Annotated in this window: 11 protein-coding genes; 8 read left to right on the top strand and 3 right to left on the bottom strand. The window is 60.6% G+C overall.

From position 1 onward, the window contains the following. Entirely contained in the window at nucleotides 1-1,020 is a 1,020-nt protein-coding gene (locus tag DMY87_RS10430; RefSeq protein WP_110791460.1) for an aldo/keto reductase, read from the bottom strand. 28 nt (nucleotides 1,021-1,048) lie between these two features. Then, nucleotides 1,049-2,554 carry a UxaA family hydrolase gene (locus DMY87_RS10425; protein ID WP_110791235.1) on the bottom strand — a complete coding sequence of 502 codons (1,506 nt, stop codon included), beginning with the start codon at nucleotides 2,552-2,554 and terminating at the stop codon, nucleotides 1,049-1,051. Nucleotides 2,555-2,803: 249 nt separating this feature from the next. On the opposite strand from DMY87_RS10425, the gene DMY87_RS10420 reads away from it, so the two are divergent. Further along, entirely contained in the window at nucleotides 2,804-3,691 is an 888-nt protein-coding gene (locus DMY87_RS10420) for a GntR family transcriptional regulator (protein ID WP_110791234.1), read from the top strand. A gap of 3 nt (nucleotides 3,692-3,694) precedes the next feature. Then, nucleotides 3,695-4,783, top strand: a complete 1,089-nt coding sequence (locus DMY87_RS10415; RefSeq protein ID WP_110791233.1) for a mannitol dehydrogenase family protein — start codon at nucleotides 3,695-3,697, stop codon at nucleotides 4,781-4,783. Between the two features lie 11 nt (nucleotides 4,784-4,794). Here DMY87_RS10415 and DMY87_RS10410 read toward each other — a convergent pair whose 3' ends face one another. Next, nucleotides 4,795-5,718, bottom strand: a complete 924-nt coding sequence (locus tag DMY87_RS10410) for a helix-turn-helix domain-containing protein (protein ID WP_110791232.1) — start codon at nucleotides 5,716-5,718, stop codon at nucleotides 4,795-4,797. A gap of 149 nt (nucleotides 5,719-5,867) precedes the next feature. Between DMY87_RS10410 and DMY87_RS10405 the strand changes: the two genes are divergently transcribed. The 6 genes from DMY87_RS10405 (at nucleotide 5,868) to DMY87_RS10380 (ending at nucleotide 14,062) form a co-directional block, all read left to right on the top strand. After that, nucleotides 5,868-7,100, top strand: a complete 1,233-nt coding sequence (locus DMY87_RS10405; protein ID WP_110791231.1) for an ABC transporter substrate-binding protein — start codon at nucleotides 5,868-5,870, stop codon at nucleotides 7,098-7,100. An 85-nt stretch (nucleotides 7,101-7,185) separates the two neighbouring features. Next, a complete protein-coding gene (locus DMY87_RS10400) occupies nucleotides 7,186-8,094 on the top strand; it encodes a carbohydrate ABC transporter permease (protein WP_183041950.1) in 909 nt (302 codons plus the stop codon). Next, nucleotides 8,094-8,945 (top strand): carbohydrate ABC transporter permease, encoded by an 852-nt coding sequence (locus DMY87_RS10395; protein ID WP_110791230.1) that lies wholly within the window; start codon nucleotides 8,094-8,096, stop codon nucleotides 8,943-8,945. Before DMY87_RS10400 ends, DMY87_RS10395 begins: the two co-directional genes overlap by 1 nt. Then, nucleotides 8,942-11,047, top strand: a complete 2,106-nt coding sequence (locus DMY87_RS10390; protein ID WP_110791229.1) for an alpha-galactosidase — start codon at nucleotides 8,942-8,944, stop codon at nucleotides 11,045-11,047. The genes DMY87_RS10395 and DMY87_RS10390 overlap by 4 nt, the downstream gene beginning before the upstream one ends. Continuing rightward, complete coding sequence (locus tag DMY87_RS10385) at nucleotides 11,040-12,131, top strand: ABC transporter ATP-binding protein (protein WP_110791228.1); 1,092 nt, start codon at nucleotides 11,040-11,042, stop codon at nucleotides 12,129-12,131. The genes DMY87_RS10390 and DMY87_RS10385 overlap by 8 nt, the downstream gene beginning before the upstream one ends. After that, nucleotides 12,131-14,062, top strand: a complete 1,932-nt coding sequence (locus DMY87_RS10380) for a beta-galactosidase (RefSeq protein WP_110791227.1) — start codon at nucleotides 12,131-12,133, stop codon at nucleotides 14,060-14,062. The genes DMY87_RS10385 and DMY87_RS10380 overlap by 1 nt, the downstream gene beginning before the upstream one ends. Nucleotides 14,063-14,070 lie beyond the last annotated feature (8 nt).

Here is a 14,070-nt window from a genome sequence, read left to right as displayed (position 1 = left end):
CTATTCCCGGACCGGCGCATCGCCGAGCGGTGGTGCGACGAGCGTGTGGGCGTCAAACGGGGTGAAGGCGGAAGCCGGCAATTCTTCGGTTGTCAGGGCCATGTTCCGGTCCAGGCTTTCGGGTTTCGCTGTGCCGATGATGACGGAGGCAACTGCCGGATGGTGGAGCGGGAACTGCAGAGCAAACTGTGCGAGCGGCTTGCCGGCCTGGGCGGCAAGCGCTTCCATGGCCCGGACCTTTTCCAGAATCTCTTCCGTGGCCGGTGTGTAGTCGAAATGCGCGCCCGGGACGGCGCCTGTTGCCAGGATTCCGGAGTTGAAGACGCCGCCTGCAGTGATCGAGGTGCCGCGTTTTTCGCACAGCGGGAGAAGTTCCTCGACGGCAGAGCGATCGAGGAGCGAATAGCGGCCGGCCATCAGAATGACGTCGATGTTGATATCGGCCATCATCTCCAAGCATGCTGGCACTTCGTTGACGCCAAGGCCGAAGGCCTTGATCGCGCCCGAGGATTTCAGCTGGTCGAGAGCCTTGTAGCCGCCGTCGCGCAACTGCTTCACATAACGGTCGTTGACTTCGCGCCCGTGGGTATAGACGCCGATATCGTGGACATAGAGGATGTCGATGCGGTTCAGGCCAAGGCGTGCATAGCTGAAGTCGACCGAACGCATGATGCCGTCATAGCTGTAGTCGTAGACCAGCTTGAAGGGGAGCGGATCGACGAAGCCGACATTCGGGATCTGGTCCTTCGGCACGGGCGCCAGCAGGCGACCGACCTTGGTGGAGAGCACATAGCTGTCCTCCGGCTTGTCGCGCAGGAAGTCACCGACATAGCGTTCCGCCTGACCGAAACCGTAATGCGGCGCCGTGTCGAAATAGCGGATTCCGTGATCCCAGGCCGTCTGCAGCGTGGCGATGCCGACATCGCGGGGGCAGGGGCGGTAGAGGCCACCAAGCGGTGCCGTGCCGAAGGAGTATTCGGTCACTTCGAGGGCGGTTTTGCCGATGCGTCTCGTCTTCATGCTGATATCCGGATCCCTGTTGTCGAGGTCAGAGCGTGGCACCGAGGTGCCATGGCACGAATTCATTGTCTCCGTAGCCGAAGAGCTCGCTCTTGGTCTTTTGACCCGAAGCGGTCTCGATGATCAGGTCGAAGATGTCACGGCCGAGGCCTGAGACGGTGGCATCGCCCGTGGCAATGACGCCGCAGTCGATATCCATGTCTTCCTCCATGGACTGGTAGAGCGCGGTATTGCTCGTCAGCTTGATCGAGGGCACGGGGCGTGAACCGAAGCAAGAGCCGCGGCCCGTGGTGAAGGCAATCACGTTGGCGCCGCCGGCCACCTGGCCTGTCGCCGAGACCGGGTCGTAGCCGGGCGTGTCCATGAAAACGAGGCCGTGTTCGGTGACGCGTTCGGCGTAGTTGTAGACGGCAGTGAGCGGCGAGCGTCCGCCCTTTGCGACGGCGCCGAGCGACTTTTCGAGAATGGTGGTAAGGCCACCCTTCTTGTTGCCGGGTGAAGGATTGTTGTCGAGCGAGGCGCCGTGCTGGGCAACATAGGCCTCCCACCAGGAGATCAGCCCGTCCAGCTTGACCGCGACCTCCTCGTTGACCGCACGGCTACGCAGGAGGTGTTCGGCGCCGTAGATCTCCGAGGTTTCGGAGAGGATGGCCGTACCACCGGCACCGGCCAGGATATCGACGGCAACGCCGAGCGCCGGATTGGCGGTGATGCCGGACAGGCCATCCGAACCGCCACATTGCAGGCCGACGATGATCTCGCTGACGGAGATCGGTTCCCGGCGCATCGTGCCGACTTCCGCTGCGATCTCCTTCAGGATCGACAGGGCATTTTCAACGGCACGACGCGAGCCGCCGGCGTCCTGGATGTTGAAGTGACGCTTCGACGCGCCGGTGCCGCTCTGACCGTAGAGCGTCAGCTGGTTCACTTCGCAGCCGAGCCCCACCATCAGCACGCCGCCGAAATTCACGTGTCTCGTGTAGCCGGCTATCGTTCGGTGCAGTGTGCGCATGCCGTCGCCGGTCGAGCTCATGCCGCAGCCCTGGTCGTGGACGATCGGGACAAAGCCGTCGATACCCTCGTAATGCGGCAGGATCGTCCGGTTTGCCGCATCTGCGATGGCGCGACAGACCGTGGTGGAGCAGTTCACGCTGGCGATGATGCCGATGTAGTTGCGGGTCGCCGCACGCCCATCGGCGCGGCGATAGCCCATGAAGGTGCGGGTCTTGTCAGCAGTCGTTGCGGCTTCCGGCTGGGCGAGGCCACTCACAGAAAGGCGATCTTCATCGAAGGCGAGATTGTGGGAATGGACGTGCTCACCAGCTGCGATGTCTATGGTCGCGCGGCCAATGGCCTGGGCATATTTAACGACCGGCTCGCCCTGGCGGATGGCGCGGACCGCCACCTTGTGGCCAGGATCAATCTTCGTTGCTGCCGGTGCACCGCCCGGCAGAATATGGCCAGCTTCGATGGCAACTGTGGTCACGGCAACATTGTCGTCCTGCGAGAGCAGGATGCAGGCTGGTTTCGACACCCGATGTTTCTCCCATGTGTCCGGCGATACCGGATCCTGTGTTTTGTCTTTTATCGGCAATAGACAGTTTCCCGTCAATGGGTATGATATCGATAAAGAACAATTTGCTCCAGCACGGAGCAGGAGGAACTGAGGCCCGAGACAAAGGGAGGACGGCCGCCACATTCGGCGGTTTTCGTTGCACGCGGCCGCGACTTCGGCCAAGAGGCGAATGTTTCAAATGCCGCCTTCCATCAACTAGGCAGATCCATGGCCAAGCAGAATACCGTCTTCAAAGACGCCTATAACCGTACGCTGAAACTGATCGAGGAAACGGATGCGCTTCCCTCGGAGGCGGAGCTTTGCGGTATGCTGAGCGTCAGTCGCACGACCGTGCGCGCGGTGTTGACCCGCCTCGGCGAAGTTGGGTTGGTCGCTTGGGACAAGCGTTCAAAAACGGTCCTGCGGCGACCGGTTGTCGGAGATTACTTTCCCGATGAAGAGACAAATTCCCTGTCCGATATCATCGAGCGAAGCTTCATGCGCCGTATTCTTGCCGGTGGTGCGCAGCCGGGTATGCAGATCAACGAGCTGGAACTCGCGCGCGAGATTGGCATCGGTACCACCAGTGTGCGAGAATTCCTCATTCGCTTCAGCCGGTTCGGGTTGATCGAAAAGCGTCCCAACAGTCATTGGGTGCTGAAGGGTTTCACCCGGGAGTTCGCGCTCGAACTTACAGAAGTGCGCGAGATGTTCGAGCTTCGGTCGGCAATGAGCTTCGTCAAGTTGGCAGAAGAGCATCCGGCCTGGGAAGAATTGAGGAAAGTCGAAGCGCAACATCATGCGCTGCTGGGCGACATCGACAACCGCTACACGGACTTTTCCGAACTCGATGAGCGCTTTCACCTGCTGGTCCAGAAGGCATCGAGCAACCGCTTCATCATCGACTTCTACGACATTATCGCCATTGTCTTTCATTACCACTACCAGTGGAACAAGACGAATGCGCGTGCCCGGAACCAGCGGGCGCTCGAAGAGCATCTCGATTATATCCGTGCTCTCTTTTCGCGCGATCCCTCATCAATCGAGAGGGCGTGCCGTCAGCATCTGAAATCGGCGCGCGAGACATTGCTACAATCCATCCAGGAGACCGCCTGAGCCATGACGACACCCATCCTGCAATTCGGTACCAGTCGGTTCCTTCAGGCCCATGCCGATCTCTTCGTCAGTGAAGCCCTGGAGGTGGGAAAGGCGCTTGGATCGATTACCGTGGTCCAAACGAGCGGCGATCCCGCGCGCGCCGGTCGGATTGGTGCCTTGTCGGCCGCAACCGGCTTTCCCGTTATCATCCGGGGCCTTGAGGATGGCATTGCCATCGAGCGCGAACTGCGTGTGCGGTCGGTCACCAGGTCCCTCTCAACCGCCAGCGACTGGGCTGAAGTAGCCCGCGTCTTCGTCGAGGAGGCGAGGGTCGTGATCAGCAATACCGGAGACAAGGGATATGCCCTCGTCGAAGGTGACAGCCTCGATGGCGTGCCGCGATCATTTCCCATGAAGCTTCTGGCGCTTCTTCATGCACGCTTCCGCAGCGGCGGCGCATCGCTCACCATTCTGCCATGCGAGCTGATCTCGCGGAATGGCGAGGTTCTACAACGGGTGATCCTGGACCTTGCAAGTCGACATGTTGCCGATGTGAACTTCCAGTCCTGGCTGTCGGATCGTGTCATCTGGGGCAATACCCTTGTCGATCGCATCGTCTCGGAGCCGATCGAGCCGGCAGGGGCGATCGCTGAACCCTATGCAATATGGGCGATCGAGCGTCAGCCGGGGCTCACGCTTCCCTGCGAACATCCTTCCATCAAGGTCGTTGAGGATCTGACGCCCTATGAAAGGCTTAAGCTGCATATCCTCAATCTTGGTCACACCGTTCTTGCCGATCGCTGGCAGAGAGAAGGGCGGCCCGAGGCCGAATGTGTGAAGGATATTCTCGCGGATACCGCGATCCGTTCCGATCTTGAACGCATATACCGTGACGAGGTGGTGCCTGGTTTCCGGGTCCATCACCTCGGCAAGGAAGCCGAAGTCTATGTCGAGACGACTCTGCAGCGTTTCCTCAATCCCTATCTGGACCATCGCCTACGTGATATCGCGGGAAATCATGCGGAAAAGATCGTCCGCCGCATCATCGGGTTCCAGCAATGGTGCCCGGGTGTTCCGATGCCGCGATTGTCTGAAATTGCTGCCCGCTAGAAAGTGCGCACTCAGGCCGGAGGCAGGCCCTTGGACCGCATCCGGCGGCGAAACGCGGTCGGCTTTTCCATGAAGCGGCTGCTAAATGCCTCGTAAAATCGGGACACCGAACCGAAGCCGCTTTCGAAAGACACGTCGGTGATCGAAAGATCCGTCGAGATCAGCAGTGACTGCGCGGTGTCGAGGCGATGGCGCACAATCGCCTGATTGATCGTGTGCCCGACGGCACGCTTGAAGATTGACATCGCGTAGTTCGGATGCAGGTTTACGGACCGACCGACGTCTTCTGCGGAAATGTCTTCCAGTGCATGTTCGGCGACGTAGCGAAGCATGCGTTCGATGTGATCGAAGCGCTCGCTTTCGCTGGCATTGAAGCTTGCTATCGCGGAACCTTCTTCGCGCAGATCGCGCCAGCCGTCGCGCTCGATCCTGAGAACGCGCGCGGTGAGTTCGTTGCGGACGATCTCTGCGAGACCTTTGTCACCCGACAAAAGTTCATCGCGCCACCGCATGAAGATATCCCTGTCATAAGGTCTCAGTTCCAGCGCCTCGATCATTGCGCCGCGGAAGACGGCGTCCCGAAACCGCTCGAGATTGGCAAGGCCGAGAAAGACCGACATCGGGATGTAGAGGCAGATGAAGGTAGTCTCTTCGCGGCGATCGATCACCTGGTGGGGTATCATGCCCCAGAACAGGCAGAGGCGCCCCTCGTTGACGGTCAATTCGCGACCGTCGAACCAGTAGGTCATTTGGCCGGACAGCACGAAATTGAGTTCAACCTGACTGTGCATGTGAGGGCCTGCCATGCGGTGGACCGTCAGGCATTCGCCGGCGCAAAATCGATGATCTCCGAAGATGACAAGCGGGTGTCGTGGGTCATGTTCCGGATGCACCGGAACGGATTCATCTAACAATAGAGGCTTCAGTTGTTCCAATCTTAGGATCCCGGAAAAGTTCTGCCAAAACTCGGTAGAATATTACGGGTTTGGGGAGGATGATCAAGCCGAGCTGAGAATTCTGCTCGGGTGGGATCCCGCGCGCAAGCTCCGCACATGCCATGCATCACGGTCATAGGGAGGAAAACATGACCTTTTTCAAAAGCCTGAGCAGCCTTGCTCTGGGTGCTGCCCTTCTGTCGTCCACCGCGTTTGCCGGTGAAATCGTGCTCAATTCCGACCATTCCGATCCGGCGCCGAAGAAGGCGATGGAAGAGCTGATCGCCGATTTCCAGAAGGCCAATCCTGATATCACGGTCAAGTGGAACAACTTCGACCACGAAGGCTACAAGTCCGCCATCCGCAACTTTCTGACCGCTGACGCGCCCGATGTCGCCGCATGGTATGCCGGCAACCGGATGGAGCCTTTCGTCAAGGCAGGTCTCTTCGAAGACGTCACGGATGTCTGGGAAGCCAATGGCCTGAATGATCAGCTGAAGTCCGCGTCTGCCTCGATGACCATCGACGGCAAGAAGTGGGGCGTCCCCTACACCTATTACCAGTGGGGCATCTACTATCGTAAGGACATCTTCGCCGAACAGGGCATCGCCCCGCCGAAGACCTGGGCCGAATTCCTGGCGGCTTGCGAAAAGCTGAAGTCTGCTGGCGTCACCCCGATCACCATCGGTACCAAGGCTCTGTGGCCGACTGGCGGCTGGTTCGATTATCTCGATCTGCGCGTCAACGGCTACGAGTTCCACATGGAGCTGACCTCCGGCAAGGTGCCCTATACGGATCCGCGCGTGAAGGCCGTGTTCGAAAAGTGGGGTGAGCTGGTCAAGGCCGGTTACTTCAACGAGAACCACGCCGCGATCGACTGGCAGGATGCCATCCCACAGATGGTTCAGGGCAAGGCTGCCATGTATCTGATGGGCAACTTCGCTGTCGCCACGATGAAGGACGGCGGCTTGAAGGAAGAGCAGATCGGTTTCTTGCAGTTCCCGGAAATCACCGCCGGTATTCCGATGTCCGAAGAGGCTCCGACCGACACGTTCCACATCCCGTCGGGCGCGAAGAACAAGGAAGATGCGAAGAAGTTCCTCGCCTACCTCGCTTCGCCTGAAGCCCAGACGAAGATGAACGCGACGCTCGGTCAGCTGCCGGTCAACAACAAGGCCGAAAAGCCAGCGGATCCGTTCCTCAAGGCCGGCTTCGAGATGCTGTCCAACGCCCACGCACTCGCGCAGTTCTATGACCGTGACGCCAATGCCGAAATGGCAAAGGCCGGTATGGAAGGCTTCCAGGAGTTCATGGTCAAGCCCGACAGCCTGGACAAGATCCTGGAGCGGTTGGAGAAGATCCGCGCCCGCGTCTACAAGTAAGCCTTAGAGCTCCCTGCGCCGGATGCTGTGGTCTTCTTGGCCATGGCATCCGGTTGCCTCTCCCCGTTTTCTCAGAGGTGCCGCCATGCGCAACACCGTTCCGTCGACTTCCGGCTTCTGGAAGCGCAACCAGCAGACACTGGCGCCGTTTCTCTTTCTGGCGCCGGGCCTCCTGATGTTCCTGGTCTATGTGCTTGTGCCGATCTTTGAATCGATCTGGATCAGTTTCCACGACTGGGACGGTCTGGGTGCCATGACCTGGATCGGCTTCGGCAACTATGTCGAACTGATCGACGACGACACCTTTTACACGTCGCTCTACAACAACCTGATCTGGCTGGTGCTCTATCTCCTGTCGATTCCGGCGGGTCTTGCGGCAGCACTCTTCCTCAACCAGACCGTCACCGGCATCCGGCTCTACAAATCGCTCTTCTTCTTCCCCTTCGTTATCAGTCAGGTCGTCGTCGGGCTGATGTTCACGTGGTTCTACGCGCCGGATTTCGGCCTCTTCTCAAAGCTCACGGAAATGCTGTTCGGCGAGCAGATCGCCGTTCTCGCCGACGAGCGCTACGTGACTTACGGCATCATCATTGCCGGGCTCTGGCCGCAGACAGCCTATTGCATGATCCTGTACCTGACGGGTCTCAACAACATCAATCCGGAGCAGGTTGAAGCCGCCCGCATGGACGGTGCCAAGGGGCTGAAGCTGCTCTGGTATGTGATCCTGCCGCAGCTGGCACCTGCGACCTTCATCGCGATGGTCGTCACCGTGATCGGCTCTCTACGTTCCTTCGACCTCGTGTCGATCATGACGGCCGGCGGCCCCTACGGCTCGAGCTCAGTCCTCTCCTACTTCATGTATGAGCAGGCGCTCTCCGAATACGGCTTCCGCATGGGCTACGGCGCGTCGATCGCGGTCGTGCTGTTCCTGATCATGATGGTCTTCATCTCGCTCTTCATCGTCCGCATGCTCGCTCAGGAAAGGAACGCCTGATGTTCCCCACTCCGATACAGAAGGCCTCGCCGTTTGTGCAGATGGCCTACAAGATCCTGCTGCCGGTCGCGCTCTTCCTCTGGCTCCTCCCGCTGATCGGCGTCGCCATCACCTCGGTGCGCCCTGCGAGCGACCTTGCAGCCGGCAATTATTTCGGCATTCCCTCGGGTTTCGCCGGTTTCGAGAACTATTCGGCGGTCTTCAACAACTCGCCGATCGGCTACTACATCCTGAACTCGTTCAAGGTGACGATCCCGACGGTGATCGGCGCGGTGGCGCTGTCCTGCCTCACCGGCTTTGCGCTGGCGGTCTACAAGTTTAAGGGCAATCTCGTCCTCTTCTTCATGTTCGTTGCCGGCAACTTCATCCCGTTCCAGATCCTGATGGTTCCAGTGCGTGATATGACGCTGCGCGCTGGTCTCTACGACACCACGATGGGCCTCGTGCTCTTCCATGTCGCCTTCCAGACCGGTTTCTGCACGCTGTTCATGCGCAACTTCATCAAGGGTCTGCCCTTCGCACTCATTGAATCGGCCCGCGTCGAGGGTGTCTCGGAATGGCGGATCTTCCGCTACATCGTGCTACCGCTGATGCGCCCGGCGATCGCCGCGCTCTCTGTCCTCATCTTCACCTTCGTCTGGAACGACTACTTCTGGGCGACGGTTCTCGTGCAGGGTCAGCATGCCATGCCGGTGACCGCCGGTCTTTATTCGCTGAACGGACAATGGGTTGCTGCCTGGCATCTCGTATCCGCCGGCTCGATCGTCGCGGCCCTGCCGCCGGTCGCGATGTTCTTCCTCATGCAGCGCCACTTCATCGCTGGCCTCACACTCGGAGCGACCAAGGGATGAGCGAAATCGTCATCATCGATTCGGGCCAGCTGGCCTTAAGCCTGCGCCTGCCGGAACTCGGCATGCCGGAAATCCTGTCTTTCGGCTCGGAACCTGTTGAACCCGACCCCCTGTTCGAAATCGAGCGTTCCAGCCGGGTCAACGGCATGGATATCGCCGTGCCCTCGAATGTGCTCCTGCCGGCGGGCGGCATGGGCTTCTTTGGCTGGCCGGCGATTGCAGGTCACCGCGGGGGTCGCGATTTCGTTGCGCAGTTCGGTGGCTGGACCGTCCTGCGTGACGGCAATCAGACGGTGCTGAAAGGTGTCGATTCGGTCGCCCGGCTCGGCATTGCCATCACGCTCACGGCGCATGATTCTGGCCTCATCTCGATGGCGACGGAGTTAAGCAATCTCGGCGACGCGGATTATCAGCTTGATCGCTGCATGGCGGCGACCTTCCTGGCACCGGCCGGCGATGTGCAGGTCATGAGCTTCACCGGCATCTGGGGTCGCGAATTCCAGACCCGCCGCGAGCTTCTCGGCAATGGCACCTGGATCCAGGAAAACCGGCGCGGGCGCACCTCGCATGATCGCTTCCCGATGCTGTTCATCGAGAGCGAAACCCAGATTTTCGGTGTCACGCTTGGCTTCAGCGGCAACCATCAGATGGTCATCGACCGCATCGATGACGGTCGACGCCTTGTCCATCTCGGAGAGCTCTTCGAGCCGGGTGAGATGATTCTCGCTCCGGGCGAAAGCTATGAAAGCCCGACGGCCTATGCCGGTGCCGATAGCGAAGACTTCCACGCCTTCGTGCGCGAAGAGCTGACCACCTGGCCCGGTGGCACCATGAGCCCGCGCCCGGTGACGCTGAACACCTGGGAAGGCAATTACTTCGACCACCAGATGGACTCGCTGAAAGCCCAGGCGACAGCGGCCGCCGAGCTTGGCATCGAGCGCTTCGTGCTCGACGACGGCTGGTTCGGCAAGCGCGACAACGACACCACGAGCCTTGGCGACTGGGATATCGATGCACGCAAATATCCCGAGGGACTGAAGCCCCTGGTCGATCATGTGACCGGGCTCGGCATGCAGTTCGGCATCTGGTTCGAACCTGAGATGGTGAACCCCGTGTCGGAGCTCTACAAGGCGCATCCCGATTGGGCGCTGACGATCGAGGGGCGTCCTATCCTGGAATCGCGTACCCAGCTGGTGCTCGACCTGACCCGTCCCGAAGTCTCCGATTATCTCTTCGGCAAGATCGACGCGGTGCTGTCCAACCATGCTGTCTCCTACATCAAGTGGGACATGAACCGCGATCTGACGCATGCGGCCGGTCGCGATGGCAAGGCGAAGACATCAGCCCAGACCCGCGCCGTCTATGCGCTGATGGACCGGATTCGTGCCGCTCATCCCGACGTCGAAATCGAAAGCTGCGCCTCCGGTGGCGGACGGATCGATTACGGTGCCTTGAAGCGCACCCATCGCGTCTGGACGTCCGATTGCACGGATGCGCTGGAGCGGCTGGAAATTCAGCGCGGCGCTTCGGTTTTCGTGCCGCCGGAAATTCTCGGCAGCCATATCTCGGCCTCGCCGAACCATCAGACTGGTCGCCGCCACACGCTTGCCTTCCGGGCGCTGGTGGCCATCGCCTATCATCTTGGTGTCGAGCTCAATCCGCTCGAACTCACCGATGCGGAGCGCGACGAACTCAAGGTCTATATCGAGACCTACAAGCGGCTGCGCGATCTCTTCCATGCGCCGGGCGCCAGCTTCCGCATGGAGCCGCTCGACGGTCGCTATGTCTGGGGTGCAGCTTCCGGCGAGAAAATCGTGGTGATCGTCGCGCAGGGTCCGCAGATGGTGGGCGAACAGCCAGCGCCTCTGCGTCTGCCCGATGAGGTCACTCAGTTCGGTGGCCAGTGGCGGATCAAGACCGTGTTGCCGGCAGAACCGCAATTCATCCGTATCTCCGAGGGCCAGAAAGCGCTGCTTTCCGGTGCTGTCACCTTCGCGCTTTCCAGTGCCGGACTTGCCGGCCTGCCGCTGCCGATGCTGACGCCTGAAAGCGCACTTCTGCTCGAACTCGAACCGATCAAGGGAGGCAAGACCCATGGCTGATGTAAGCCTGCGTGGCGTCAAGAAACAGTTCGGCGCCTTGAGCGTCATCAAGGGTGTGGATCTCGACGTCAAGGACGGCGAGTTCTGCGTATTCGTCGGCCCCTCCGGATGCGGCAAGTCCACGCTTCTGCGCATGATTGCCGGGCTTGAAGAGATCACCGAGGGATCGCTTGCCATCGGCGGCCAGGACATGACCAGCATCGGCCCGTCAGAGCGCGGCGTTGCCATGGTCTTCCAGTCCTATGCGCTTTACCCGCACATGACCGTCGAGGAAAACATCGGCTTCGGTCTGAAGATGACCGGTCATCCGAAGGCGATGATTGCGGAACGTACAGCCGCTGCCGCGAAGATGCTGCAGCTTGAGCCGCTTCTGCAGCGCAAGCCCGGCCAGCTTTCCGGCGGCCAGCGCCAGCGCGTTGCCATCGGTCGCGCCATTGTGCGCAATCCGGAAGTCTTCCTGTTCGACGAACCGCTCTCCAACCTCGATGCGGCGCTGCGCGTCCAGATGCGCACGGAGCTTTCCAAGCTGCATCAGGACCTGAAGGCGACAATGATCTACGTGACGCATGACCAGGTCGAGGCCATGACCATGGCCGACAAGATCGTCGTGCTGTCGGCTGGCCAGATCGAGCAGGTCGGTTCGCCGCTCGAACTCTACCACCGCCCGAACAATCTCTTCGTTGCCGGCTTCATCGGCTCGCCGAAGATGAATTTCCTGAAGGTTCAGGCCTCGACTGCCGACGGTGTTGCCGTGGTGCGCCTGCCCGGCGCCGAGATCTCGATCCCGACGCATGGGGCAAACGTTCCGGCCGGCGAACTGACCTTCGGCCTGCGTCCCGAGCATATCGATGCGACCGGCAAGGGCGATGTCGTGATCGAGGCGACCGTCAAGCTCGCCGAATATCTGGGCTCTGAGACGCTGTTCTTCGTCACGCTTGCCGATGGCTCGGAGCTTTCGGTGAAGGCCGATGGCCTGGCCAGCGAGAAGCCCGGCCAGACGCTGCGCCTCGGCATCAATGCCAAGGCCTGCCATCTCTTCGACAAGGACGGCAAGGCCGTCATCAATGGGGATCTGACACGATAATGCTGGGCGTCTGCTACTATCCGGAACACTGGGACGAAAGCCGGTGGAAAACCGACGCGCGCCGTATGCGCGAACTCGGCATATCCTTCGTGCGCATCGGTGAGTTTGCCTGGTCTCGTCTGGAGCCCTCGCGCGGCAATTTCACCTTCGAATGGCTCGATCGGGCGATTGACGTGTTGCATGAAGCGGGCCTTAAGGTCGTGCTCGGCACGCCGACTGCAACCCCGCCCAAGTGGCTGGTGGACGAATGCCCCGATATCATCCCTTATGACGAACAGGGCCGCCCGCGCGGCTTCGGTTCGCGCCGTCACTACACCTTCTCATCGGAAACCTGGTGGAAGGAAAGCGCGCGGATCGTAGAGATCGTCGCCAAGCGCTATGGCGAGCACCCCGGCATTGTCGGCTGGCAGACGGACAATGAATATGGCTGCCATGACACGACGGTTTCCTGGGGCCCTGAAGATCTGAAGAGCTTCAAGCGCTGGCTGCGGCTGCGCTACCAGTCGACCGACCAGCTGAACGAAGCCTGGGGGTCGGTCTTCTGGTCGATGGAGCTCAACAGCTTCGACGATGTCGCCCTGCCGAACCTCACTGTGACCGAGCCGAACCCGGCAACGCGTCTCGACTTCTGGCGCTTCCATTCGGATCAGGTCGCGGCTTACGACAAGATGCAGTGCGAGATCATTCGCAAGCATTCTCCAGGTCGCTGGATCACGCATAACTTCATGGGCTTCGTCTCCGATTTCGACCACTTCAAGGTCGGCGATAATCTCGATCTCGCCTCCTGGGACAGCTATCCGATCGGCTTCGTCGAGAAGTTCCCCTTCACCGAAGACGAACGCAATCGCTGGGCCGAAACCTCGCATCCCGATATCGCGCCCTATCACCACGATCTCTACCGCGCCGTCGGCAAGGGCCGCTTCTGGGTGATGGAGCAGCAGCCGGGTCCGGTCAACTGGGCGCCGTGGAACCCCGTGCCGAAGCCCGGCATGGTGCGTCTGTGGACCTGGGAGGCGCTGGCACATGGGGCCGATGTCGTCAGCTATTTTCGCTGGCGCCAGGCGCCGTTTGCACAGGAACAGATGCATGCGGGTCTGAACCTGCCCGGCCTCGACGAATGGTCGCCGGGCGGCAAGGAAGCCATGCAGGTCTCAGACGAGCTGGCCGCCCTCGGCGCGCTTCCCGAAACGAGCCGGGCACCGGTGGCGCTGGTCTTCGATTACCAGAGCTACTGGTCGACGATGATCCAGCCGCAGGGCAAGGATTTCCGCTACGAGGAACTGTGTTTCCGCTGGTACGAGGCCCTGCGCCATCTTGGCCTCAACGTCGATTTCGTCCGTCCGGGTGCGTCGCTCGAGGGCTATCCGCTGGTCGTCGTGCCCTGCATGACGGAAGTGAGCGAAGCCGCACGGGCCGAGCTTGAGAAGGCTAGGGGTGTCGTCGTGATCGGTGCGCGCACGGGTTCGCGCGACCGCAATTTCCGCATTCCGGAAAACCTGCCGCCTGGTCCACTGGGCGCACTCACAGGCAATCGCGTCATCCAGGTTTCCTCCATGCGTCCGGGGCTGTCGGATGGCATCTCCGGAGCAGTTTCGGGTCATGCGATCCGCTGGCGCGAATATCTGGAGACCTCGGCCTCGGTGCTCGCGACCTTCGACAACGGCGATCCGGCTCTCACCGAGAAGGGCAATGTGCTCTATCTTGCCTGCTGGGCGGACTCCGGGCTGTTGGCCGAGGTGCTGGAACTGGCAACGAAGAAGGCAGGCGTTGCGACGCTGCGCGTGCCCGACTTCATACGTATCCGTCGCCGTGGCGACCTCGTCTTCGCCTTCAACTACGGAACCGAGGACTGGGCGCTGCCAGCAGGTGCGGATCCGTTGCTCGGCGAGACTATTTTGAAACCGCAGGCGGTTGCCGCCTGGCGCACCTGAGATAAAGC

It is taken from the genome of Peteryoungia wuzhouensis, from assembly GCF_003205195.1.
GTDB lineage: Bacteria > Pseudomonadota > Alphaproteobacteria > Rhizobiales > Rhizobiaceae > Allorhizobium > Allorhizobium wuzhouense.
The sequence above is the reverse complement of the archived record's forward strand: the minus strand, read 5'-3'. Positions and strand labels throughout refer to the sequence as shown.

Bases quoted from the DNA above. Each gene is read 5' to 3' on its own strand.
- DMY87_RS10430 (WP_110791460.1), bottom strand. From the start codon at position 1,020: ATGAAGACGAGACGCATCGGCAAAACCGCCCTCGAAGTGACCGAATAC.
- DMY87_RS10420 (WP_110791234.1), top strand. From the start codon at position 2,804: ATGGCCAAGCAGAATACCGTCTTCAAAGACGCCTATAACCGTACGCTG.
- DMY87_RS10415 (WP_110791233.1), top strand. From the start codon at position 3,695: ATGACGACACCCATCCTGCAATTCGGTACCAGTCGGTTCCTTCAGGCC.
- DMY87_RS10405 (WP_110791231.1), top strand. From the start codon at position 5,868: ATGACCTTTTTCAAAAGCCTGAGCAGCCTTGCTCTGGGTGCTGCCCTT.
- DMY87_RS10400 (WP_183041950.1), top strand. From the start codon at position 7,186: ATGCGCAACACCGTTCCGTCGACTTCCGGCTTCTGGAAGCGCAACCAG.
- DMY87_RS10395 (WP_110791230.1), top strand. From the start codon at position 8,094: ATGTTCCCCACTCCGATACAGAAGGCCTCGCCGTTTGTGCAGATGGCC.
- DMY87_RS10390 (WP_110791229.1), top strand. From the start codon at position 8,942: ATGAGCGAAATCGTCATCATCGATTCGGGCCAGCTGGCCTTAAGCCTG.
- DMY87_RS10385 (WP_110791228.1), top strand. From the start codon at position 11,040: ATGGCTGATGTAAGCCTGCGTGGCGTCAAGAAACAGTTCGGCGCCTTG.
- DMY87_RS10380 (WP_110791227.1), top strand. From the start codon at position 12,131: ATGCTGGGCGTCTGCTACTATCCGGAACACTGGGACGAAAGCCGGTGG.